General features: G+C 68.5%; 23 protein-coding genes. 14 read left to right on the top strand and 9 right to left on the bottom strand.

Annotated elements, in window-relative coordinates; genetic code table 11:
• Positions 1–244 precede the first annotated feature (244 nt).
• The 8 genes from G9C83_RS10270 to G9C83_RS10235 all read left to right on the top strand — a co-directional run bounded on the left by G9C83_RS10270 (position 245) and on the right by G9C83_RS10235 (position 8,411).
• Positions 245–1,444 (top strand): 2-isopropylmalate synthase, encoded by a 1,200-nt coding sequence (locus G9C83_RS10270; RefSeq protein ID WP_167246050.1) that lies wholly within the window; start codon positions 245–247, stop codon positions 1,442–1,444.
• A gap of 253 nt (positions 1,445–1,697) precedes the next feature.
• Complete coding sequence (gene ilvB, locus G9C83_RS10265; RefSeq protein ID WP_167246049.1) at positions 1,698–3,488, top strand: biosynthetic-type acetolactate synthase large subunit; 1,791 nt, start codon at positions 1,698–1,700, stop codon at positions 3,486–3,488.
• Positions 3,485–4,114: an acetolactate synthase small subunit gene (gene ilvN / locus G9C83_RS10260; RefSeq protein ID WP_167246048.1), complete on the top strand. Its 630-nt coding sequence runs from the start codon at positions 3,485–3,487 to the stop codon at positions 4,112–4,114. Before ilvB ends, ilvN begins: the two co-directional genes overlap by 4 nt.
• Complete coding sequence (gene ilvC / locus G9C83_RS10255) at positions 4,111–5,160, top strand: ketol-acid reductoisomerase (protein WP_167246047.1); 1,050 nt, start codon at positions 4,111–4,113, stop codon at positions 5,158–5,160. The genes ilvN and ilvC overlap by 4 nt, the downstream gene beginning before the upstream one ends.
• The gene (locus G9C83_RS10250) at positions 5,153–5,401 is read left to right on the top strand and encodes a hypothetical protein (protein ID WP_167246046.1); all 249 of its coding nucleotides are present in this window, start codon (positions 5,153–5,155) and stop codon (positions 5,399–5,401) included. Before ilvC ends, G9C83_RS10250 begins: the two co-directional genes overlap by 8 nt.
• A complete protein-coding gene (gene leuC / locus G9C83_RS10245) occupies positions 5,394–6,818 on the top strand; it encodes a 3-isopropylmalate dehydratase large subunit (RefSeq protein ID WP_167246045.1) in 1,425 nt (474 codons plus the stop codon). The genes G9C83_RS10250 and leuC overlap by 8 nt, the downstream gene beginning before the upstream one ends.
• Entirely contained in the window at positions 6,815–7,429 is a 615-nt protein-coding gene (gene leuD, locus G9C83_RS10240) for a 3-isopropylmalate dehydratase small subunit (RefSeq protein WP_167246044.1), read from the top strand. Before leuC ends, leuD begins: the two co-directional genes overlap by 4 nt.
• Positions 7,422–8,411 carry an isocitrate/isopropylmalate family dehydrogenase gene (locus tag G9C83_RS10235; RefSeq protein ID WP_167246043.1) on the top strand — a complete coding sequence of 330 codons (990 nt, stop codon included), beginning with the start codon at positions 7,422–7,424 and terminating at the stop codon, positions 8,409–8,411. The genes leuD and G9C83_RS10235 overlap by 8 nt, the downstream gene beginning before the upstream one ends.
• A 96-nt stretch (positions 8,412–8,507) precedes the next feature.
• Here G9C83_RS10235 and G9C83_RS10230 read toward each other — a convergent pair whose 3' ends face one another.
• The 4 genes from G9C83_RS10230 to G9C83_RS10215 form a co-directional block, all read right to left on the bottom strand.
• Positions 8,508–9,281, bottom strand: coding sequence for a phosphate ABC transporter ATP-binding protein (locus tag G9C83_RS10230; RefSeq protein ID WP_167246042.1), 774 nt, complete (start codon positions 9,279–9,281; stop codon positions 8,508–8,510).
• Positions 9,278–10,042, bottom strand: coding sequence for an ABC transporter permease (locus tag G9C83_RS10225; RefSeq protein ID WP_167246041.1), 765 nt, complete (start codon positions 10,040–10,042; stop codon positions 9,278–9,280). Before G9C83_RS10225 ends, G9C83_RS10230 begins: the two co-directional genes overlap by 4 nt.
• Before the next feature lie 2 nt (positions 10,043–10,044).
• A complete protein-coding gene (locus tag G9C83_RS10220; RefSeq protein WP_167246040.1) occupies positions 10,045–10,971 on the bottom strand; it encodes a substrate-binding domain-containing protein in 927 nt (308 codons plus the stop codon).
• Positions 10,972–11,085: 114 nt separating this feature from the next.
• On the bottom strand, positions 11,086–11,961 hold the full coding sequence (locus G9C83_RS10215) for a homoserine kinase (protein WP_167246039.1): 876 nt from the start codon (positions 11,959–11,961) through the stop codon (positions 11,086–11,088).
• A 92-nt stretch (positions 11,962–12,053) separates the two neighbouring features.
• Here G9C83_RS10215 and G9C83_RS10210 point away from each other — a divergent pair, with 92 nt between their 5' ends.
• Positions 12,054–13,385 carry an NAD(P)/FAD-dependent oxidoreductase gene (locus G9C83_RS10210; RefSeq protein WP_167246038.1) on the top strand — a complete coding sequence of 444 codons (1,332 nt, stop codon included), beginning with the start codon at positions 12,054–12,056 and terminating at the stop codon, positions 13,383–13,385.
• 3 nt (positions 13,386–13,388) lie between these two features.
• Here the strand turns inward: G9C83_RS10210 and G9C83_RS10205 are convergent, their stop codons facing one another.
• A complete protein-coding gene (locus G9C83_RS10205) occupies positions 13,389–13,961 on the bottom strand; it encodes a DUF6149 family protein (RefSeq protein WP_167246037.1) in 573 nt (190 codons plus the stop codon).
• Between the two features lie 193 nt (positions 13,962–14,154).
• On the opposite strand from G9C83_RS10205, the gene G9C83_RS10200 reads away from it, so the two are divergent.
• The 3 genes from G9C83_RS10200 to G9C83_RS10190 all read left to right on the top strand — a co-directional run bounded on the left by G9C83_RS10200 (position 14,155) and on the right by G9C83_RS10190 (position 16,217).
• Positions 14,155–15,408 carry an FAD/NAD(P)-binding oxidoreductase gene (locus G9C83_RS10200; RefSeq protein ID WP_167246036.1) on the top strand — a complete coding sequence of 418 codons (1,254 nt, stop codon included), beginning with the start codon at positions 14,155–14,157 and terminating at the stop codon, positions 15,406–15,408.
• 115 nt (positions 15,409–15,523) lie between these two features.
• Positions 15,524–15,745 (top strand): hypothetical protein, encoded by a 222-nt coding sequence (locus G9C83_RS10195; RefSeq protein WP_167246035.1) that lies wholly within the window; start codon positions 15,524–15,526, stop codon positions 15,743–15,745.
• Positions 15,746–15,797: 52 nt separating this feature from the next.
• Positions 15,798–16,217 (top strand): hypothetical protein, encoded by a 420-nt coding sequence (locus tag G9C83_RS10190; RefSeq protein WP_167246034.1) that lies wholly within the window; start codon positions 15,798–15,800, stop codon positions 16,215–16,217.
• Positions 16,218–16,438: 221 nt separating this feature from the next.
• On the opposite strand, the gene G9C83_RS10185 is transcribed toward G9C83_RS10190, so the two are convergent.
• From G9C83_RS10185 to G9C83_RS10175, 3 genes are all read right to left on the bottom strand, one after another.
• Complete coding sequence (locus tag G9C83_RS10185) at positions 16,439–16,972, bottom strand: hypothetical protein (RefSeq protein WP_167246033.1); 534 nt, start codon at positions 16,970–16,972, stop codon at positions 16,439–16,441.
• Positions 16,973–17,041: 69 nt separating this feature from the next.
• A complete protein-coding gene (locus G9C83_RS10180; protein WP_167246032.1) occupies positions 17,042–17,830 on the bottom strand; it encodes an ABC transporter permease subunit in 789 nt (262 codons plus the stop codon).
• A complete protein-coding gene (locus G9C83_RS10175) occupies positions 17,823–18,722 on the bottom strand; it encodes an ABC transporter ATP-binding protein (RefSeq protein ID WP_167246031.1) in 900 nt (299 codons plus the stop codon). The genes G9C83_RS10180 and G9C83_RS10175 overlap by 8 nt, the downstream gene beginning before the upstream one ends.
• Before the next feature lie 348 nt (positions 18,723–19,070).
• On the opposite strand from G9C83_RS10175, the gene G9C83_RS10170 reads away from it, so the two are divergent.
• Positions 19,071–19,616, top strand: coding sequence for a DUF5815 family protein (locus G9C83_RS10170; protein WP_167246030.1), 546 nt, complete (start codon positions 19,071–19,073; stop codon positions 19,614–19,616).
• Positions 19,617–19,751: 135 nt separating this feature from the next.
• On the opposite strand, the gene G9C83_RS10165 is transcribed toward G9C83_RS10170, so the two are convergent.
• Positions 19,752–20,192, bottom strand: a complete 441-nt coding sequence (locus tag G9C83_RS10165) for a DUF4112 domain-containing protein (protein WP_167246029.1) — start codon at positions 20,190–20,192, stop codon at positions 19,752–19,754.
• A gap of 210 nt (positions 20,193–20,402) precedes the next feature.
• Here G9C83_RS10165 and carB point away from each other — a divergent pair, with 210 nt between their 5' ends.
• The gene (carB, locus tag G9C83_RS10160) at positions 20,403–23,633 is read left to right on the top strand and encodes a carbamoyl-phosphate synthase large subunit (RefSeq protein WP_167246028.1); all 3,231 of its coding nucleotides are present in this window, start codon (positions 20,403–20,405) and stop codon (positions 23,631–23,633) included.
• The last annotated feature ends 38 nt before the right edge of the window (positions 23,634–23,671 follow it).

Here is a 23,671-nt window from a genome sequence, read left to right as displayed (position 1 = left end):
GCGCCCTCCACGAATGTCCGGTTTCGGAGGGCGAATCGGCGAACTACTCCGACAATCCGACATTCAGACGTATGTAGTGGGGAATGTGCCTAATATCCCCTTTGATGTATCGCCGTCTTGCGTTTTCGTCGATGCGGACGGACAATCGTGATAGATTCGGGAGGTGCGCTCGTCTGTCAAGGGGAAACACGTAAATACCCGGAGCCCGGCGAGACTGGTACGATGTCTCACAACGAGGCGCCCGGTGCAAGTCCGGGGGAACGAGTTCTTCCAGGGCACGTTAGCCCAACGTAACGAATTCGAGTCGGTACGAATCTTCGACACCACGCTGCGTGACGGCGAGCAGACGCCACGGACCTCCTTCAGCTACGACGACAAGCGCGCCATAGCGGCCGCGCTCGACGACGCGAACGTCGACGTCATCGAGGCCGGGTTCCCGGCCAACAGCGAGCAGGAGGCCGAGGCTGTCGCCGACATCGCCGCGTCCACCGAGACGACCACGTGCGGGCTCGCCCGCGTCGTGGAGTCCGACGTGGAGGCGGCCGTGGACTCGGGCGTGGAGATGATCCACGTCTTCGCGTCCACGAGCGACGTGCAGATCGAAGACTCGATGCACAGCACGCGCGAGGACGTCGTCGCGCGCTCGGTCGCCGCCGTCGAACAGGCGGCCGACGCGGGCGTCGAAGTGATGTTCTCGCCGATGGACGCCACGCGGACCGACCCCGAGTTCCTCGCGGAGATCGTCGAGGCGGTCGACGAGGTCGGCGTGGACTGGATCAACATCCCGGACACCTGCGGCGTCGGGACGCCGAAGCGGTTCGGCGAGCTCGTCGAGTTCGTCGGCCAGCACACGGACGCCCGCATCGACGTGCACACGCACGACGACTTCGGGCTGGCGACCGCGAACGCCCTGACGGGCGTGGAGTACGGCGCCGACCAGATGCAGGTGTCGGTCAACGGCATCGGCGAGCGCGCCGGCAACGCCGCCTTCGAGGAAGTCGTGATGGCCGCGGAGAGCCTGTACGGCGCCGAGACCGGCGTCGACACGACCGCCATCACGGAGATCTCGCAGCTGGTCGCCGAGCGCTCGTCGGTCCCGATTCCCGTCAACAAGCCCGTGGTCGGCGCGAACGCGTTCGCCCACGAGTCCGGCATCCACGCCGCCGGCGTCCTCGAGAACAGCGAGACGTTCGAGCCCGGCGTGATGACCCCCGAGATGGTCGGCGCCGAGCGCGAGGTCGTGCTCGGGAAGCACTCGGGCACGCACGCGGTCCGCGACCAGCTCGAGGAAGCCGGCTACGACCCGACGGACGAGGAAGTCCGCGAGGTCACGAAGAAGGTGAAAGCCCACGCCGGCGACGACGAAGTCGTCACCGACGCGGTCCTGCGCGCGTTCGCGGGTGAGGTCGGTGTCGACCGCGTGACGGAGGAGGTGAAGGCGTAATGCCGGCCGGCAAGCATTGCGCTCCCAGCAACGGCTTTATCTACCGAGGCCGCTTATCGGAGCACGATGTTGCCGCAGGCCGCGCACACGGGTCTTCTCGCGGGCAGCGGTGCGATTGTCGGTATTGTAGGGGCGTAAGCTCCCCTACTACCACTTCTCCCCCAGTCCGGAATCACCCACGACCGACAGCCACCGCAGCATCCGCAATGACACAGTCCACACGAACCGACCCGACACCGCGCGAGGGGTATCGATGACAGAACACGGCGCAGTCACGGAACCGGACGAGGCCGAGCCGGAGGCCGAAAGCGAGGCGACCGAAGCCGAGGGAGTCGACGCCGAGGAGGCCGAAGTCGCGAAGCGAACGGGCGCGGAGTCCGTCGTCGCGTCCCTGGAGGCCGCCGGCGTCGAGACGGTGTTCGGCGTGCAGGGCGGCGCCATCATGCCCGTCTACGACGCGCTGTACGACTCCGGTCTCGACCACGTGACGATGGCGCACGAGCAGGGCGCCGCGCACGCCGCGGACGCGTACGGCGCGGTCAGCGGCGACCCCGGCGTCTGCATGGCGACGTCCGGCCCGGGCGCGACGAACCTCGTGACCGGGCTCGCGGACGCCGACATGGACTCCGAGCCCGTCGTCGCGCTCACCGGCCAGGTCCCCACGGAGCTGGTCGGCAACGACGCGTTCCAGGAGACGGACACGGTCGGCGTGACGACGCCCATCACGAAGTCGAACTACTTCGCGTCCAGCCCCGACACGGTCGGTGAGGACGTGAGCACGGCGTTCGCGCTCGCGAGCCACGGCCGACAGGGGCCGACGGTCGTCGACCTGCCGAAGGACGTCACGACCGGCGAGACCGACGTCGACCCCGTCGAGCCCGAAGTCCCGGGCACCGTCGACGTGCAGACGCGCGCGGACGACGAGAACGTCGCGGCCGCCGCGCAGACCATCGTCGACGCCGACGAGCCCGTGATTCTGGCGGGCGGCGGCGTCGTGAAGGGCGACGCGACCGAGGAGCTGTACGCGTTCGCGACCGAGCACGAGATTCCGGTCGTGACGACGATGCCGGGCATCGGCGCGTTCCCCGAGGACCACGACCTCGCCCTCGAGATGGCGGGGATGCACGGCACCGGCTACGCGAACATGGCCATCACGCTGACCGACTGCCTGCTGGCGGTCGGCACGCGCTTCGACGACCGCCTGACCGGCGGCGTCGACTCGTTCGCGCCGGACGCCGAGGTTATCCACGTCGACATCGACCCCGCGGAGATCTCGAAGAACATCGAGGCCGACCACCCGCTCGTCGGCGACGCGGGCACCGTCCTCGACCAGCTCGACGAGGCGATGCCGACCTCGCCGGACACGGAGGCGTGGGTCGAGCAGTGCCGCGAGTGGAAAGAGGAGTACCGCCTCGACTACGCGGCCCCCGAGGACGAGCCGCTGAAACCCCAGTACGTCGTGGAGGCCGTCGACGAGGCGACCGACCGCGACACGGTCGTCACGACCGGCGTCGGGCAGCACCAGATGTGGGCCTGCCAGTTCTGGACGTACACCGAGCCGCGGACGTGGGTGTCCTCCCACGGCCTCGGCGCGATGGGGTACGGGCTGCCGTCGGCCATCGGCGCGCGCGTCGCCGCCGACGACGACCAGTCCGTCGTCAGCTTCGACGGCGACGGTTCGTTCCTGATGACGTGTCAGGAGCTCGTCGTCGCGGTGCGCGAGCAGATGGACATCACCGTCTTCGTGCTGAACAACGAGGCCATCGGGATGGTCCGGCAGTGGCAGGACGCGTTCTTCGACGGCCGCCGGATGGCCTCGGAGTACCCGTGGGTGCCGAAGTTCGACACGCTCGCGGAGGCGTTCGGCGCGGACGGCTTCCGCATCGAGGGCTACGACGACGCGCCCGACGTCATCGAGGAAGCGCTCGCCGTCGACGGACCCGCCGTGGTCGACGTCTACATCGACCCGACCGAGGACGTCTACCCGATGGTTCCCTCGGGCGGCGACAACGGCCAGTTCGCGCTCTCGGAGGACCACCTATGAGCGAGCGAGACACCGAACGAGAGGGACTGCCGGGGCCCGCCCCGGAGGACCGTCGGCGGCCGAAGGGCCGCCGGACCTCGCAGGGCATCCGCGTCGACCCCGAAGTCGAGGCCGAGCACCCGCCGCGGCGCACCGTCATCTCCGCGCTCGTCGAACACGAGCCGGGCGTGCTCGCGCGCGTCTCCGGGCTGTTCAGCCGGCGGCAGTTCAACATCGAGTCGCTGACCGTCGCGGACACCCAGAACGACGACTGGGCGCGCATCACGGTCGTCGTCGAGGAGCCCGACCCCGGTATCGACCAGGTCGAGAAGCAGCTAGAGAAGGTCGTCCCGGTCATCCACGTCCGCGAGCTCGCGGACGACGCGGTGACGCGGGAGCTCGTGGTGGTGAAAGTCGACGCCGACCGCCCCCACGAGGTCCACGCCATCACGGAGATGTACAACGGGAAGACCCTCGACGCCGGCCCGCGGACCATCACGGTCGAGCTGACCGGCGACGAGCAGAAGATCAACGACGCCATCGACGCCTACCGGCAGTTCGGTATCCGGGAGATCGCCCGAACCGGACAGACGGCGCTGGCGCGTGGCGAGACCAAGACAGCAGTCGTTCCAGACCACCTCAAATGACAGACGCAGACTTCACGCAGCCAGTGTACCACGAATCGGACGTCGACCGACGCTACATCGACGACAAGACAGTCGCCGTACTCGGGTACGGCAGCCAGGGCCACGCCCACGCGCAGAACCTCGACGACAGCGGGGTCGACGTGGTCGTCGGCCTGCGCGAGGACTCCTCGTCGCGGTCGGCGGCGAAGGCCGACGGCCTGCGCGTGGCCTCTCCGAAGAAGGCCGCCCGCGAGGCGGACGTCGTCTCCGTGCTCGTGCCGGACACCGTCCAGCCGTCGGTGTTCGAGGACATCCGTCCCGAACTGGACGCCGGCGACACGCTCCAGTTCGCGCACGGGTTCAACATCCACTACGGCCAGATCGAGCCGCCGGAAGACGTCGACGTGACGATGATCGCACCGAAGTCCCCCGGCCACCTCGTACGCCGGAACTACGAGGCCGGCCAGGGGACGCCCGCGCTGCTTGCGGTCTACCAGGACGCCACCGGTGACGCCCACGACGAGGCGCTGGCGTACGCCGACGGCATCGGCTGCGCTCGCGCGGGCGTCGTGGAGACGACGTTCCGCGAGGAGACCGAGACCGACCTGTTCGGCGAGCAGGCCGTCCTCTGCGGCGGCGTGACGAGCCTCGTGAAGACCGGCTACGAGACGCTGGTCGACGCCGGGTACAGCCCGGAGATGGCGTACTTCGAGGTCCTCAACGAGCTCAAGCTCATCGTGGACCTGATGTACGAGGGCGGGAACGCCGGCATGTGGGACTCCGTCTCCGACACCGCGGAGTACGGCGGGCTGACCCGCGGCGACGAGGTCGTCGACGAGTCCGTCCGGGAGAACATGGAGGAAGTCCTCGAAGAGGTCCAGAACGGCGAGTTCGCCCGCGAGTGGATCGCGGAGAATCAGGCGGGCCGCCCGTCGTACCGCCAGCGCCGCACGGCCGAACAGAACCACGACATCGAGGACGTCGGCGAGCGCCTCCGGGAGCTGTTCGCGTGGGCCGACGAGCAGGAAGAACAGGAGCAGGAGGCGGAGGTGTCCGCGGATGACTGAGCAGACGCTGAAGGACGTCAGCCAGCGCAACCCCGCGGCGCCCGACGGCGTCAACAACGTGTTCCGACGCGGTCCGATTGTGGCCGCCGACGGAGGCGAGCGTGCTGCGGAGCCCGAGAAGGGCGAGCAGAAGATGAAAGACGTCGACCAGACGCCGCCGACCGAGGACGACGAGGGCGCGAACCCCGTATGGGAGCGCGGCGGCGAACCCGTAGCGGACGAGGACGGACGCGATGAGTGAGAACACGCTCTACGACAAGGTCTGGGACCGCCACGAAGTGACGGAGCTGCCGACCGGGCAGACCCAGCTGTTCGTCGGCCTCCACCTCATCCACGAGGTGACGAGCCCGCAGGCGTTCGGGATGCTGAAAGAGCGCGGCCTCGACGTCGCGTACCCCGAGCGCACGTACGCGACCGTCGACCACATCGTCCCGACCGCCGACCAGTCCCGGCCGTACAGCGACGACGCGGCCGAGGAGATGATGAGCGAGCTGGAGCAGAACGTCCGCGACGCAGGCATCGACTTCGCGGACCCGACGACGGGCCGGCAGGGCATCGTCCACGTGGTCGGCCCGGAGCAGGGGCTCACCCAGCCCGGGATGACCATCGTCTGCGGCGACTCCCACACGGCGACCCACGGCGCGTTCGGCGCGCTCGCGTTCGGCATCGGCACGTCCCAGATTCGGGACGTGCTGGCGACGGGCTGTGTCGCCATGGAGAAACAGAAGGTCCGGCGCATCGAGGTCACCGGCGAACTCGACGAGGGCGTGACGCCGAAGGACGTCATCCTGCAGGTCATCCGGAAGCTCGGCACCGACGGCGGCGTCGGCTACGTCTACGAGTACGGCGGCGAGGCCGTCGAGGCCATGGACATGGCCGGCCGGATGAGCATCTGTAACATGTCCATCGAGGGCGGCGCTCGCGCGGGCTACGTCAACCCCGACGAGACGACCTACGAGTACCTCGAAGGGCGGGACGAGATTCCCGAGGGCGAGGAGTTCGAGGAGCTCAAGTCCTACTGGGAGTCCATCAAGTCCGACGCGGACGCCGAGTACGACGACGTCGTGGAGATCGACGGCGACGCGCTCGAACCCACGGTGACGTGGGGGACGACGCCCGGTCAGGGCATCGGCATCTCCGAGGAGATTCCCGCGCCCGAGGACCTGCCCGCGGACAAGCAGGACACCGCGCGCAGCGCCCAGGAGCACATGGGCGTCGAGCCCGGCGACACGATGGCGGGCTACCCCATCGACGTGGCGTTCCTCGGGAGCTGTACGAACGCGCGCCTGCCGGACCTCCGGGAGGCCGCGGAGGTCGTGAAGGGCCACGAGGTCCACGACTCCGTGCGCGCGATGGTCGTGCCGGGCAGCCAGCGCGTCAAGGCCGCCGCCGAGGCCGAGGGCCTCGACGAGGTGTTCAAGGAGGCCGGCTTCGAGTGGCGCGGCGCCGGCTGTTCGATGTGTCTGGGCATGAACGAGGACCAGCTGGTCGGCGACGAGCGCTGCGCGTCGTCGTCGAACCGGAACTTCGTCGGCCGGCAGGGCTCGAAGGACGGCCGCACCGTCCTGATGAGCCCGCCGATGGTCGCTGCGGCCGCCATCACCGGCGAGGTCACCGACGTCCGTGAGCTGGAGCGCTTCGAGGAGGTGCGCGCATGAGCGACGACGGTCCCGCGGACACCGTCGAGCACGTCTCGGGCACGGGCGTCCCCGTGCGCGGGAACGACATCGACACGGACCAGATCATCCCCGCGCGGTTCATGAAGGTCGTCACGTTCGACGGCCTCGGGGAGTTCTCGTTCTTCGACGTGCGCTTCGACGACGAGGACAACCCCAAAGACCACCCGTTCAACGAGGACCACTTCCAGGGGGCGTCCGTGCTCGCGGTGAACGCGAACTTCGGCTGCGGCTCCTCCCGGGAGCACGCGCCGCAGGCGCTGATGCGGTGGGGAATCGACGCCATCGTCGGCGAGTCGTTCGCCGAGATTTTCGCGGGCAACTGCCTCGCGCTCGGCATCCCCACGGTCACCGCCTCGCAGGAGGACGTCGAAGCCCTGCAGGACTACATCGACGAGCACCCCGACGAGGAGATCGACGTCGACGTCGTGAACGAGGAAGTCCGGTACGGCGACACCGTCATCGACGCGGAGGTCGACGACGCGCAGCGGCGCGCGCTCGTCGACGGCGTCTGGGACACGACCGCGCTGATGGGCGCGAACGCCGACACCGTGCGCGAAACCGCCGAGAGTCTCCCCTACACGGATGTCTGAGGAGATAGCGGTCATCCCCGGCGACGGCATCGGACAGGAAGTCGTCCCCGTCGCGGTGGACGTCCTCGGTGCGGTCGGGGATTTCGAGTTCGTGCACGCCGACGCCGGCGACGCGGTGAAAGAGGAGACCGGCACGCCGCTGCCAGCGGAGACGCGGGCGGCGGTCGAAGCCGCGGACGCGACGCTGTTCGGCGCCGCCGGCGAGACCGCCGCGGACGTCATCCTGCCGCTGCGCTCGGCGGTCGACTCGTTCGTGAACATCCGCCCCGCCCGCGCGTACCCGGGCGTGGACGCGCTCCGCCCGGAGACCGACGTCGTCTTCCTCCGGGAGAACACGGAGGGCGTCTACTCGGGCCACGAGGACCGCCTGAGCGACGACCTCTCGACGCTCACCCGGGTCGTCACCACGTCCGCCTCCCGACAGCTCGCGGAGTTCGCCTGCGAGTTCGTCGAGGACGGCCGCGGCCCCGACGGGACGGACGGCTTCACGGTCGTCCACAAGGCGAACGTGATGCGGGAGACAGACGGCCGCTTCCGCGAGGACGTGCTCTCGGTCGCCGACGAACAGGGCGTCGACACGGACGAGGAGCTGATGGACGCGTTCGCGACGCGGCTCCCCCTCTATCCGGACGAGTACGACGTCGTCGTCTGCCCGAACCTCGCGGGCGACGTGCTCTCGGACCTCGCCGCGGGCCTCGTCGGCGGCCTCGGGCTGCTGCCGTCCGCGAACGTCGGCCACGAGCGCGGGCTGTTCGAGCCGGTCCACGGCACCGCGCCGGACATCGCCGGCCAGGGCGTCGCGAACCCCGGCGCGACCGTGCTGTCGGCGGCGATGCTGCTGGAGTTCCTCGGCTACGACGAGGACGGCCAGCGCGTCCGCGACGCCGTCGAGGGCGTGCTCGCGGACGGCCCGCGGACGCCCGACCTCGGCGGCGACGCCACCACCGAGCAGGTCGGCGACGCGATTATCGACCGCCTGTAACGCGCGCCAGCGCGGCTTTTCCCCGCTCGTTCCGTCGTTCAGCCGCGGCTACGTCGCCCGCGTCGCTTGACAGTTCGACAGGAGATCGCTGCGTGGCTAGTACACGAGTTCGCCGTCGATGAACTTCCGCGCGCGCTCGTCGCGCGGGTCCTCGAAGACGCGGTCGGCCGGCCCGACCTCGATGACGCTGTCGTCGAGGAGCACCGCGACGCGGTCCGCGATGCGTTCGGCCTGGTGCATGTCGTGGGTGGCGGCGACGACGCCGATGCCGCGGTCCGCGGCCTCCGCGACGGCGTCCTCGATGACGGCGGTGTTCCGCGGATCGAGGTCCGAGGTCGGCTCGTCCAGGAGGAGGAACGAGGGGTCGTAGGCGAGTGCGCGGGCGAACGCGACGCGCTGGGCTTCGCCGCCCGACAGCGAGTCCGTGGGCTCGTCGGCGTAGTCCGCGAGGCCGACGGCGTCGAGGGCGTCCGTGACGGCCTCGGGGGTGTCGGCGCGGCCGGCGAGCGAGCGGAACTCGTCGCGGACGCGCTCGCGCCACGACCGCCGCACGCGCAGGCCGTACTCGACGTTGCGCGCGACCGAGGAGTCGAAGAGGCTGGCCTGCTGGAAGACGACGCCGACGCGCCGCCGGAGGGCGAGTCGCTCGCGCTCGGGGACGTCCCACGCGTCCGTGCCGCCGAGGGCGACCCGGCCGTCGTCGGGCTCGGAGAACAGCGAGAGCAAGCGCAGCAGCGTCGTCTTCCCGACGCCGGAGGGGCCGATGACGGCGACGACTTCGCCGGAGTCGACGGACAGCGTGACGTCCCGGAACACGGGCTCGCCGGCGTCGTCGTAGGCGTGCGTGACGCCGAGCGCCTCGAGAGTCACCGTAGCCCACCTCCGCCGACGCCGCTGTCGCCGAGGCGGACGACGACGGCGTTCACGACGAGCACGAGCGCGACCAGCACCGCGCCGAGCACGAGCGCGGTCTCGTAGCGGCCCTGCCGGGCTTCCAGCTGGACGGCGGTGGTGAGCGTGCGCGTCTTCGAGACGCCGTCCGTCCCGGCGATGTTGCCGCCGACGATGAGCACGGAGCCGACCTCGCTGATGGCGCGCCCGAACCCCGCGAGCACCGCGGTCGCGATGCCGTAGCGGGCCTCCTTCACGACGGCGAGCGCGACGTCCAGCCGGGTACCGCCGAGCGCGAACGCGGCGTCCCGGACGTCGGCCTGGACGCTCGTGACGGCGGCGAGCGCGATGCCGGTGATGGGGGGCGTGGCGAGCACGAACTGCGACACGATCATCGCCTCCTTCGTGAACACGAGGTCAAGTTCGCCGAGCGGCCCCTGGTTCGAGACCGCGAACAGCACGACTAGGCCGACGACGACGCTCGGGAACCCCATGCCCGTGTTGATGGCGGCCTTGACGAGGCGCTTGCCGGGGAAGTCGGTGAAGCCGACGAGTAAGGCGACGGGGACGCTGACGAGCGTGCTGAGACAGACCGCGAACACGCTGACGTACAGCGAGACGTAGATGATGCTCGCGACGTACTGCGACTCGAAGGGGAAGCCGACGAGCAGCGGACCGGCTGTCGCCTGCGCGGCGAGCGCGTCGACGAGCGGCACGACTCCAGCCAGTGCTGCGACCATCTTCACTCCTTGGACTCGTCAGCACTCCAGCCCTCGGGGACGTACTGCTGGAAGTCCGGGTCCTCCGAGAGCGCGCGCGGGTAGAACAGCTGCTCGCCGTTCGCGGTGTAGTCCTCGATGACCTGCTGGCCCCGCGGGCTCGTGACGTACCCGATGTACGCCATCGCGAGGTCGTAGTTGGCGTCCTCGTGGCGCGCGGGGTTGGCGGCGAGGATGCCGTAGGGGTTCGAGAGCAGCTCCGGGCCGCCCTCGATGGGACCCTGCACGAGAATCGTGAGGCCGACCTCGGACTGCTGGGAGAGGAAGGTGCCGCGGTCGGCGAGGGTGTACCCGCCCTGCTCGTTGGCGATGTTGAGCACCGCGCCCATCCCCTGTCCGGTCTCCTGGTACCAGTCGCCGCCGGGCTCGACGCCGGCTTCCGACCAGATGGCGAGCTCCTTGGTGTGCGTCCCGGAGCTGTCGCCGCGGGAGACGAACTGCGCCTCGGCGTCGGCGATGGTCGCGAACGCGTCGGCCGCCGACTCCATCCCCTCGATACCCGCGGGGTCCGCCGAGGGGCCGACGACGACGAAGTCGTTGAACATCAGGTCGCGGCGGTTGACGCCGTGCCCGTTCCGCATGAACTCGTCTTCGAGCGACCGCGCGTGCACCATGATGACGTCCGAGTCGCCGTTCCGGGCGGTCTCGAGCGCCTGGCCGGTGCCCTGTGCGACGGAGTCGACGGTGACGCCGTACATGTCCTCGAACGGCGCGTTCAGCGCGTCGAGGAGTCCCGTGTCGTACGTGCTCGTGGTCGTGGTGAGCGTGAGCGTCTCGCCGGCGACCACCGGCTCGCCTTCGTCGCTACCGAGGACGCTCGAACAGCCCGCGAGCCCCGTTGCGGCGCCAGTGCCGAGCGCCGCGAGGAGCTCTCGGCGTTGTATTCCCATAGATACATCGGTGGGCGCGTCCCCCAAAAGTGTTACTCGACGAGCGTAACCACTAGTAGTAACAGAACTCTCGAAGCGTGAACGAGAGTGAACGCGAGCGGGTACGCCGGCCGGTCAGAGAATCGTCGCGCCGTCGCCGACCCGTGAGCGGTACGCGGTGGCGTCGACGCCGTCGGCCTCGAAACCGTCGACGAGCGCACTGGCGACGTCGCGCTGATCGGTGTCCCGACAGACCGCGAGAACGGCGGGGCCGGCGCCGCTGACCGTGACGCCCGTCGCGCCCGCCTCGCGGGCGGCCTCGCAGGCCTGCTCGTAGCCGTCGATGAGCTTCGCTCGTGCGGGCGTCACGAGGTGCTCCTCCAGCCCGCGGCCGACCCGCTCGGGGTCGTTCCGGCACATCCCGATGGCGAGCGTCGCCGCCGACCCGACCGTGTCCACGACGTCGTCCATCGCCGCGGACTCGGGGACGACGCCGCGGGCGTCCCGCGTCGAGACGACGATGTCCGGGAGACAGACGACCAGCGAGAGGTCCGCGGCGACGCGCTCGATGCCGTCGTCGCGGACGACCGTGAACCCGCCGAGGATGGCGGGTGCGACGTTGTCCGCGTGCGCGTCCCCCGAGACGGCGGCCTCGCCCTCCGCGGCCACCCGGACGAGTTCCTCCCGGGAGAGGTCGCGGTCGTACAGTTCGGCGAGCGCGACCGCGGCGCCCGCGGCGCTCGCGGCCGACGACCCCAGCCCCGAGGACGGCCGCACGCCCTTGTCGATGCGGATGTGCGCGGGCGCGTCGAGCTCGTTCGCGACGACGCCCGCGGTGTTGTCCATCGGCGACTCGGGGATGAAGTCCGCGCCCATCCCGGTCAGCTCGATCGTCGTCTCGTCGGCCCGCTCGACGCGCACGACGTCCGCGGGCCGGTCGAGCGCCACGCCGAAGACGTCGAAGCCGCTGCCGAGGTTCGCGCTCGTCGCCGGCGCCCGGACGGCAATCATGGCCGACCGTTGCGCGGGCCGGCGCAAAAGCGTAGCGGACTCGCTGCCGGCCGACCACAACGTTAACCCGGAGCCGCGACCGAACTCCGGGCATGATTGCCATCGTCGGGGGCGGCATCGCGGGGCTGGCGGCCGCACGCCGACTGCAGAGCCACGGCCACGACGTGCGCGTCTTCGAGGCCGCCGACCGGGTGGGCGGCCTCGCGGCGACCACGGAGACCGCCGGCGACCCCATCGAGACGTTCTACCACCACCTCTCCGCCAGCGAGGAGACCATCGTCGACCTGCTGGACGAGCTGGGCCTCCGCGAGGACCTCCAGTGGCCCATCGGGAAGAACGCCTACTACGTCGACGGCACCGTCCACCCGATGGACAAGCCCTGGGAGATTCTGGCGTTCCCGCCGCTGAGCCTCTACGACACGTTCCGACTCGGGATGCTCACCCTCGACGTCGACGTCCGCAGCGGACTCCCGAAGTTCGACACGTACGACGACCTCGAGGACTTCGAGGACGTCCCGGTGCGGGAGTTCTGCGTCGAGCACACCACGCGGAACGTCTACGAGTCGTTCTTCGAACCCCTCCTCGAAGCGAAGTTCGGCGAGCGCATGGAAGACGTCTCGGCGGCGTGGCTGCTCGGCCGCATCAAGTTCCGCGGCGAGCGCGACCTCCGCCGCGGCGAGCCGCTGGGCTACCTCGACGGCGGGTTCGGCCGGCTGAACGACGCGCTCGTCGAGGACGTCGGCCGCGAGCACATCGACACGAACGCCCGCGTGACGAACGTCGGGCTCGCAGACGGCGAACTCCAGTCGGTGACTGTCGAGCACGGCGACACCGACGACGGCTTCACGCGCGTCGAGACGGTGGACGCCGACGCCGTCGTCGTCGCCGCGATGCCGAACGTCCTCGAATCCCTGACCGGCTACGAGTGTTCGATTACGTTCCAGGGGACGGTCTGCTCGGTCGTCAGCATGGACCGGTCGCTGACGGACACGTACTGGCTGAACATCGCCGACGACGCGCCGTTCGGCGCGCTCATCGAGCACACGAACTTCGTGCCCCCGGAGCGCTACGGCGGCGAACACCTCCTGTACGTCCCGAAGTACATCCAGAGCCCCGAGGACCCGGTCTGGCAGATGAGCGACGACGAGGTCGCCGAGCACTGGCTCGACGGCATCGAGGACCTCTTCCCCGAGTTCGACCGCTCGCACGTGAACTGGGTTTCGACCGCGCGCAACCCACGGACGGCGCCCGTCTACGAGCGCGGCTACCTCGACATGGTGATACCCTACCACCTCGACAGCGAGGTCGCGGACGGCGTCTACTACGCGGGGATGGCGTCGCGCGCGCAGTACCCCGAGCGCTCGCTCAACGGCGGCATCGTCGCCGGGTACGAGTGCGCGGACAGGATTGCTGGCGAGAAGTAGCGTCTACGTCCCGGGGCTCTTCGACGGGTCGACGTCCTCGGGCTCCTCGATGTCGCCGCGCTGGATCTCGCCGTCCTCGGTTTCGACGTAGACGTCGTCGGCGTAGCCGCCCTCCGTGTGCTCGAAGTCGGCTTCGTCGAGGCGCTCCGGGGTCGCGGGGGCGTCGGCGACGCCGCCCGCGGGCCGGAACTCGCCGAGCGGGTCGTCGACGCTGACGCCGTGGGCGTCGAAGAACGTCTCGTAGCGCTCGTAGTGGTCGGAGAGTTCGCTCGGCGGGAACTCCATCATCTCCGCCCAGCCGTGGTTGTAGAAGTCGAAGTTCGCGACGATGTGCGTCGTCTCGCGGGCCTCGGCCTCCGAGTAGCCCTCCTGGAGGGCGGCGAGGTACATGTCCATCGTCGCGTCGAAGAAGTCCTCCAAGTGGGGTTCGCGCTCTTCGCGGCGGGCCTCGTCGGCTTTCCCCGAGAAGATACGGACGTGGAGGTCGACCAGCCCCTTCTTCGCGACCGAACGCACCCCGGGCAGCTCCAGGGCCTTCCGCGACGCGAAGTGCCGGACGTTCTGGTGGAGTTTCATGCACCGGCGTACGGACGCGGGACTAAAGAAGGCGCCGGCGAGTGCACCGCCGGGCGAAGCCGACGCTCGGAGCGCCGAGAACGTGACGGACAGCGCCACCAGCGGGCGCACGGGCGCTCACGCCGCTCGATACCGGTCTCGCCGGGCCGAGGAGATAGCAATCCACTTTAACCCGGAAAGCGTCACTCCGAGCATGAGCGAGTCCTACGTGATAATCGGCGACGGTATCGCGGGCAGTTCCGCCGCCGAAGCTATCCGCGAGGAGTCCCCCGACGCCGACGTCACCGTCGTCACAGACGAGGGCGAGGCCCTCTACAACCGGATTCTCATCAAGGAGTTCGCGAAGGGGAAGCTGCCGGAGGCCCCGATCAGCATCCACGAGACCGACTGGTACGACGACCGCAACATCGACCTCCAGCTGAACACGCTAGTCACGGACGTCGACCCCGACGCTCACACCGTCGAGACCCACGAGGGCGACGAGATCAGCTACGACAAGCTGCTGGTCGCGGCGGGCGGCACGCCGAACCAGCTCCCCGTGGAGAACTCCGACGCGGAGGGCGTCCACCACTTCTGGACGTTCCAGGACGCGCGGAAGATTCGCGAGCACGCCGAGGAAGCCGATACCGGCGTCGTCGTCGGCGCGGGTCTGCTGGGTATCGACCTCGCGGCCATCTGCGGCGGGCAGGACGTCGACGCGAAGTACCTGATGCGCGGCGACCGCTGGTGGCGGTACGCGCTCAGTTCGGAGGGCGCGGAGATCATCCACGAGGGCCTCCGCGAGAAGGGCGTCGAGCCCGTCTTCGAGTCCGGCGCCGACCGCTTCGAAGTCGACGACGACGGCAAAGTCGTCGCCACCGTCGACGGGAACGGCGAGCGCCACGAGTCGGAGTTCGTCGGCGTCGCCATCGGCCTCGACTTCAACGTCGAAATCCTCCAGGACACCGAGGTCACCATCGACGACGGCGTCCACGTCGACGAGTACATGCGCACCGAGGCGGAGGACATCTACGCCGCGGGCGACATCACGCAGTACTGGGACACCATCATGGACCAGCGCGCGCAGAACGGCTCGTGGGGCTCCGCGAAACAGCAGGGCGCCCTCGCCGGCAAGACGATGCTCGCGGACAGTGGCCACGACGTCGACGTCGAGCCGTTCCGCTGGGTGTCCTCGTACTCGATCACGCACTTCGACTTCCCGTTCCTCTCCTTTGGCTTCCCGACGATGGGCGACGAGGAGTGCGAGCGCAAGTACGGCGACGACGAGTGGCGCCGCCTGACGTTCAAGGACGGCAAGCTCATCGGCGGCGTGCTCATCGGGAACCTCGCGCCGCAGTCGAAGTACAAGAAGCTCATCAAGGACGAGGCGGTCGTCGCCGACCAGCAGGACGTCCTCCTCCAGGAGAACTTCGAGATCGACGAGCTCGCGATCCCGCAGGAGCAGTAACGCGCGTTTTTGGACTCTTCGCGGACTCGCTTCTTTCAGCCGCCGTAGCGACCCGGACTGCCGTCACCCTTATCAACTTCCGTGGCATAAGTTGGCACGGCACACGGTACTGCCGGTGAGCACATTGAACCCGAAGCTACGAGCAACCGAGACCCCACCGACGACCGTCGAAGAGGCGGTCCGAGACTACGACGAGCTCCACGACCGCGCACAGGCCGTCCTCCCGGACGCCGTCGACGGCGACGGCGTCACAATCCCGGAGGACGTCGCCGACGACCTCTCGGACGGCGAAGTCGTCCGCTTCACCGGCTACTACCGCCTCGACATCGCCCAGTAGCGCCCGCGCCGCGACCGAAGCCGTTTTTCCCGTTCGCGTCCGACGTTCCGCCATGAGCCAATCCGGCGGGAGCACGGACATGACCCTCGCGTTCGAGCTGTCCGCGCTCCAGGAACTCGCGAAACCCGGGAGCGCGTTCGCGGGCGCGCGGCAGTGGACCGAGTACGTCGGCGTCGTCTCCGACGAACCCACGTACGTCGTCACCAACTTCACCCGGAAACGCCGCATCCGCCAGGACTTCTTCTCCGGTCCGAAGGGCCGCGAGGAGAGCCTCGAATCCGTCAAACGCCAGTTCGACACCGAACGCCACGTCTTCATCGGCGTCGACGACGACGACCGCGCGCTCGCCGACGAGGTCGGCTGGGAGTACCTCCCCTTAGAGGACGCCGCCGAGAAGGCCGACTGGGAACTCGCCAGCGACACCGACGACGAACCCGAAGACGAAGCCGAAGTACGGGACGACTGGCCCTAAACAGGCACTTTTTGCGCTGCGGGGCGCCTACGGCGCCCCTCGGCAAAAACTTGCGGAAAAAGCACTCCTCCTTCGGTCCGCTTCGCGTCCCTCAGTCGTCGGCCCGCGCTCCCTACGGTCGCGCGGTGAACCGCGTCACTCGGGCTTTTCAAGCCGCTCGCTCGCGGATGCTCACTCCAATAACCACTTCCAACTAAGTTCTAGATTCCAAATTATTCTCGTCAGATAGTGAAAATACTACCCAAAAGAAACATTCCGACTATCGCCTGTAAAATGGATAAAACAATAATCCCTTGTCCAAGAGACTTAGCAGAAAAATCCGGTCGAGTGAACAGTATGCTAAAATCTCTATCTCGAAAAGCAAGGTGGCCAGAATCGTCCATATACACCTTTTGTCCAATCATGTGATACTGAATAGATAGTGGCCTTTGGATATTCAAGCGGTGGTTAACTTCGGGATTGGTATATTCCTCAATTGCCTGCTCCGCTCTTGTTCGGAGTACCCCCGCGGATTGTCGTTCTACGAAGTGAGTTATTATCGCGAACCCCAGTACAAACGACGCTATACTTCCAAGTGAGAATAACAGCCCAAGCTTGACTAGGCTATCAAGCGAGTTGATTGCCGCAATACCGAATGCTGATAGACCGATTACAAAAAGGTAGTATGAATTTTGAAGCGATTGATGGCGGACGCGGTATTCCTCACCGCTTTGCTCATACTCTGTCAATAGTAATTCCAGTCGGTCATCGTCCATATCTTCGTCATGACCAACCTTTCCCCTTCAATATGTGTGGAGGTTAGGAAATTGCAAAATACGAGAACATTAGTTCACGTCCTTCCGACGGAAGTACAGCTGGCTGGCGACGACGAGCAGCAGCGTCGCGCCGACGAGGATGGCGGCGCCCGCGAGGTCGTAGGTGCCGTCGACGAGAATCGCGGTGGGGTCGAAGTACCGCATCGGGGCGACGGCGCCGACCCACGCGTAGTCCGTGCTCGCGACGACGGACTCCAGCAGGAACAGCCCGAACACGGTCGCCATCGCGGCGCGCTGGGCGACGCTCTCGCGGTCGGCGAGCACGCTGAACGCCAGCCCGACTGCCGCGCACGCGAAGAGGTACGGGAGCGAGAGCGAGTGGACGACGACGAGGTCGACGGTCCCGATTGGGTAGCCGATGGCGCGGGTGGCGACCCAGGTGACCGCGGCGACGACGACGTTGACGAGGAGGATGCCGGGAACGAGGGAGAGGAACTGCTCGGCGACGAGGCGGGCGCGCGAGACCGGCAGCGACAGCAACACGTCCATCCGGCCGCTCTCGACGTCGCCCGAAATCAGGGAGGCGGCGCTGTACGCGAGGTAGAGCCCGAGGAGGATGACCCACGCGAACTGGTAGAGTTCGGTCGCGAGGAATCCCTCGATGGTGTTGAACGCGCGCAGCCCGAACGCCTCCACGAACGCGGGCGGGAGCGCCTCGACGTACGAGTCGAGGTCGAGGTTCCCGGTCAGCGACGGGAAGAACGCCGCGTACATCGCACTGAACGCCGAGAGGCCGACTGCGAGCGCGAGCGCGCCCTTCACGCGCCGGCGGACGCCGTACGCCGCGAGCTCAAGCATCCTCACCACCCCCGTAGAAGTCGAGGAAGACGTCCTCCAGCGGGGCTTCCTCGACGTCGAGCTCCTGCAGCGGGTAGCGGTCGAGTTCGTCCACGAGCGCGTCCACGTCGCCCGTGAACGTGAACGACACCCGGGTCGCGCCGTCGACTGAGCGTCTGGTGATATCGGACGCACCGGAGATGTCGAAGGCGTCCGGCGGCAGCTCGCCGTCGACGCGAGCGCGGACGAGCTTCCCGCTGCGGTCGAGCAGGGTCTCGACGTCCTCGACGGCGACGAGTTCGCCGCCGCGGAGCACGCCGACGCGGTCGCAGATGCGCCGGACTTCGCTGAGCACGTGACTGGAGAACAGGACGGTGACGCCGCGAGCGCGCTCTTCGCGCACGAACTCGTTGAAGCGGTCCTGCAACAGCGGGTCCAGCCCGGACGTGGGTTCGTCGAGCACAGCGACGTCGGGGTCGTGCATGAACGCCTGCACGATGCCGAGCTTCTGGACGTTCCCCGTGGAGTACTCGCGTATCGGGCGGTCGAGCGGCGGTTCGAACTGCTCGAGGAGGTCGCTGCGGCGGCTCCCGCCCTTCAGTGACTCGTGGAGGTCCAGCACCGCGCGGCCGGTCGCTTGCTCGTCGAACTGGGGGTCGCTCGGGAGGAAGCCGGTGTCCGCGAGCGCGTCGAGGCGCTCGCTCTCGACGGTCGTGTCGTAGCCGAGAATAGAGACGCCGCCGGCGGTCGGCGCCTGCATCCCGAGGAGCGTGCGGAGCACCGTGGTCTTGCCGGCGCCGTTCGGCCCGAGGAAACCGAACACTTCGCCGTCCCGGATCTCCAAGGAGACGTCGTCGACGGCGACGAGGTCCCCGTACTGCTTCGTGAGGTCCCGGAGTTCGATGGCGGCCATAGCCGCCCAGACACGGACTGCCGACATGAAGATTCGGCCTGGAAACGCGCTACACGAACTGACCAGCCGGCGACGGGTGGGCTGAGCGAACGCTGCGCGTTCGCGAGGGTCGGAAGACGAACGCAGTGAGTCTTCCGGGACTGAAAGGGGCGGCGTGGTCGACGAAGGCGGACGACGCAAGCACCGCAGGGAGCGAAGCGACCCGAGGAGCGCAGCGAGGCCCCGAGTCGACCGCGCCGGGGCTTTCTGGACGTTCTCGTTGGCCCCCATTCCAATGAGGGGCGGAAAGTCTCCTCTGACCGGCGGCGTTCGCGGGGCTTAACCGGACGCCGGCCGAACCGAGGGGCAATGACCGAGCCGCGCGTTCCGGGCGCCGAGGACGACGACGGGTGGGTGGAGCTGCCCTGCGGGGAGGAGGCGCACGTGAAGGACTTCGACATGGGGATGCGGGAGTACGAGTGCTCGTGCGGGGAGACGCACGCGGTGGTGATGGACATGCATCCGCCGTCGCGGTTCGTGCCGGAGGATATCGTCGCGGTGTTGAAGGAGGCGGTGACGCCGGCGCCCGAGGACGAGTTCGAGGAGTTCGGGACGCCGCACCTGCTGGGGGCGGTGATGGAGCAGCTGCCGGAGTCCGTGGAGGCCGTCGACCAGAGTGAGAACGGGAGCGTCGGGTACGCGCTCATGTGGGTGACGGACATGGACGCCCGCGAGCTCCACGAGGTAGTGGTCGAGCTGGTCGTGGAGCTGATGGACCACGCGGTGAGCCACGCCGAGGACGACGGCACGGCTTCGGAGTTCGAAGCACAGATGCAGGAGTTCGACGTGGCGGAGTTCGTGGACGCGTACCGCGCGCAGCGGGATTTCGAGGACGAGTACGACACGCCTGCGTGAGTGTCGTCCTCGAAATCCCTCGGGAGTCCCGTGAGTGCAGCGAACGGGACGCCGGCGGACTCGTCGAGTCCGCCGGAACTTCGAGGACGAGTACGACACACCCGCGTAGCGGGCGTGGTGGGACCGTTCGCCGGATTACTCGATAGTGATTTCCGTCCCGCCGGAGTCGGCGGGGGCGGCGTCGTCGAGCTCCTCGACGGCGATTTTGAAGTTCCGGGTGTTCGCCTTCCAGGTGGCGTCGAAGAAGTCGCCGAGGACGGGGACGGAGCCGGCGCCGACGTCGATGGCGATGTTGACGAGCATGGCGACGAGCTTCTCTCGGGGGACGCCGAGGCGCGCTGATTCAGCGACGATGTAGAGGGAGACGAGGCCCGTCGCGGCGTCGCCGCCGACGGGGAGGATGCCGACGATGGGGTCGATGCCGATCTTGTAGTTCGTGCCGGGGACGGGGATGGCGTCGTCGAGCGCCCACGCGACCGCTCGCATCCGCTTGACGGCGGCCTGGTCGACGGAGTCCGGGAGGTTCTGAGCGTCGAACTCGTCGATGTCGAAGTCGTCGGTGTCGGCGGTAGCCATGTCCACACAGAGTCGTCGACGGCGAAAAAGCGCACCGGCAAGTCGGAGACCAGTTGCGTGTCAGGCCCACGTCGCGGGCGCCGGCAGCGCTGAGCGGGCGCTCGGCGCGCAGCGCGACCGCACGAGATTCTACGAAGTTCGTAACTCAGTTCCGAGAGTCGCACAGTTCCGCGGAGCTTATTACGATGGGCGAACTCCACACGAGTAGCAATGAGCGAGCACGACGACCGCACGGTACTGCTCATCGGGAGCGGTCCCATCCAGATCGGACAAGCAGCCGAGTTCGACTACTCCGGCGCGCAGGCCTGCCGCGCGCTCCAGGAGGAGGGGGTGCGAGTCGTGCTCGTCAACTCCAACCCCGCGACCATCATGACCGACCCGGAGATGGCCGACGCGGTGTACATCGAGCCCATCACGACCGACGCCATCGCCGAAGTCATCCGGAAGGAGAACCCGGACGGCGTCATCGCGGGGCTGGGCGGCCAGACCGGCCTGAACGTCACCGCCGAGCTCGGCGAAGAGGGCGTCCTCGACGAGTACGACGTCGACGTGATGGGGACGCCCCTGGACACGATCTACGCGACCGAGGACCGCGACCTGTTCCGCCAGCGCATGGAGAACCTCGGCGAACCAGTTCCGGCGTCGACGACGATTACGCTGGACGAAGGCGAGTCCGTCGAGGACTTCGACGAGGACGCGCTGCGCGAGCGCGTCGAGGCCGCCGCCGAGGAAGTCGGCGGGCTGCCGGTCATCGCGCGCACGACGTACACGCTCGGCGGGAGCGGTTCCGGCGTGGTCGACGACATGGACGAACTCGTCGCCCGCGTACGGAAGGGCCTGCGTCTCTCCCGGAACGACGAAGTGCTCGTCACGGAGTCCATCGAGGGCTGGGTGGAACTGGAGTACGAGGTGATGCGCGACGCCGACGACTCGTGTATCATCATCTGCAACATGGAGAACATCGACCCGATGGGCATCCACACCGGGGAGTCCACGGTCGTCACGCCGAGCCAGGTCATCCCGGACGACGGCCACCAGGAGATGCGCGACGTCGCGCTCGAAGTCATCCGCGACCTCGGCATTCAGGGCGGCTGTAACATCCAGTTCGCGTGGCGCGACGACGGCACGCCCGGCGGCGAGTACCGCGTCGTCGAGGTCAACCCGCGCGTGTCGCGCTCGTCGGCGCTGGCGTCGAAGGCGACCGGCTACCCCATCGCCCGCGTGACCGCGAAGGTCGCGCTCGGCAAGCGCCTCCACGAGATCGAGAACGAGATCACGGGCGAGACCACGGCGGCCTTCGAGCCCGCCATCGACTACGTGGTGACGAAGGTGCCGCGCTGGCCGAAGGACAAGTTCCCCGAGGTGGACTTCGAGCTCGGCACCGCGATGAAGTCCACGGGGGAGGCGATGGCCATCGGGCGGACGTTCGAGGAGAGCCTGCTGAAGGCGCTGCGCTCCTCGGAGTACGACCCGGACATCGACTGGAGCGAGGTCGGCGACGCAGAGCTCGAAGCCGACTACCTGGAGACGCCGACGCCGGACCGCCCGTACGCGGTGTTCGAGGCGTTCGACCGCGGGTACACGGTCGAGGAGGTCAACGACTTCACGAACTTCCGCGAGTGGTACCTAGAGCGCTTCCAGAACGTCGCCGAAGCGGCGGAGGCCGCCAGCGAGGGCGACTTCACGGCCGCAGCGTCGGCGGGCTTCACGAACCACGAGATTTCGGCGATCGCGGGCGACGGGTTCGAGGACGCGAACGCGTCCTGGCTGCCGGCGGCCGCCGACGACTCCGAGGACGAACTGACGCCCGACGGCGCGGGCGCGAGCGTCACGGACGTCGAGGAGTCCGTGCCCGGTCGCTCGTACAAGCAGGTGGACACGTGCGCGGGCGAGTTCGCGGCGCAGACGCCGTACTACTACTCGTCGCGCCGGCCCGAGTGGTTCAGCGGCCCGCTGAAGGGCGACGCGGCCGCGGGCGAACTGCGCGTGGACACGGACGTCGACTCCGTGGTCGTCGTCGGCGGCGGCCCCATCCGCATCGGGCAGGGCGTGGAGTTCGACTACTGCTCGGTGCACGCGGTGCGCGCGCTCCGCGAGCAGGGCATCGAGGCCCACGTCGTGAACAACAACCCCGAGACCGTCTCCACCGACTACGACACCAGCGACGGCCTGTTCTTCGACCCCATCACGGCCGAGGAGGTCGCGGACGTCGTCGAGGCCACGGACGCGGACGGCGTGATGGTGCAGTTCGGCGGCCAGACGTCCGTGAACGTCGCGGACCCCCTGGAGGCCGAGATCGAGCGCCGCGGGCTCGACGCGGAAATCCTGGGGACGAGCGTGAACGCGATGGACCTCGCGGAGGACCGCGACCGCTTCAACGTCCTGATGGACGAACTCGGCATCAGCCAGCCGGACGGCGGCTCCGCGACTAGCGAGGAGGAAGCCCTCGACCTCGCGCACGACATCGGCTACCCGGTGCTGGTCCGCCCGAGCTACGTGCTCGGCGGGCGCGCGATGGACGTCGTCCACGACGACGACGAACTCAAACACTACATGGAGGAGGCCGTCCGCGTGAGCCCGGACAAGCCCATCCTCGTCGACGAGTTCCTCGCGGACGCCGTCGAGCTCGACGTCGACGCCGTCTCCGACGGCGAGGACGTCCTCATCGGCGGCGTGATGGAGCACGTCGAGAGCGCGGGCGTCCACTCCGGGGACTCGGCGTGCGTGATTCCGCCGCGCTCGCTGGACGACGACACGCTCGGCCGCGTGCGCGAGGTCACCGAGGACATCGCCACCGCGCTGGACACCGTCGGCCTGCTGAACGTCCAGCTCGCCGTGCAGGACGGCGAGGTGTACGTCCTCGAGGCGAACCCGCGCTCGTCCCGGACTGTTCCGTTCGTCTCGAAGGCGACCGGCGTCCCCATCGCGAAGCTCGCGGCGAAGGTGATGGCCGGCGACTCGCTGGCCGACCTCGACGTCAGCGAGGGCGTCCCCGAGCAGTACAGCGTCAAGGAGGTCGTGCTGCCGTTCGACCGCCTGCCGGGCTCGGACCCCCGCCTCGGCCCGGAGATGAAGTCCACGGGCGAAGTGATGGGCACGGCCGCCGACCCGGGGCTGGCGTACTGGAAGGCCCAGCGCGCCGCCGGCAACGACCCCGAAATCGGTGGCACTGCCGTCGTCGACCTACCCGTCGACGGCTTCGAGGAGTACTTCGACGTGGAGACGTTCGACGACGTCCCGGCGGCGATTCGCAAAGGTGACGTCGACTTCGTCGTCTCCCGCGACGAGGAGTCGCTGCGGACGGCCGTCGAAGAAGAAGTCCCGTACCTCTCGACGGTCGAGAGCGCGGAGGCGACCCTCGAAGGCCTCGCCCACGAGGGCGACGACCTCGACGTGATGCCGGTCGGCGAGCGCCCGATTCGCGACGAGCGCTGGGGCTGAGGCCGCGGCTCCGCGCTCGCGCTAGCTCTCTCAACACC

This window comes from Halobacterium sp. R2-5, from assembly GCF_011734195.1.
Taxonomy (GTDB): domain Archaea; phylum Halobacteriota; class Halobacteria; order Halobacteriales; family Halobacteriaceae; genus Halobacterium.
The sequence above is the reverse complement of the archived record's forward strand: the minus strand, read 5'-3'. Positions and strand labels throughout refer to the sequence as shown.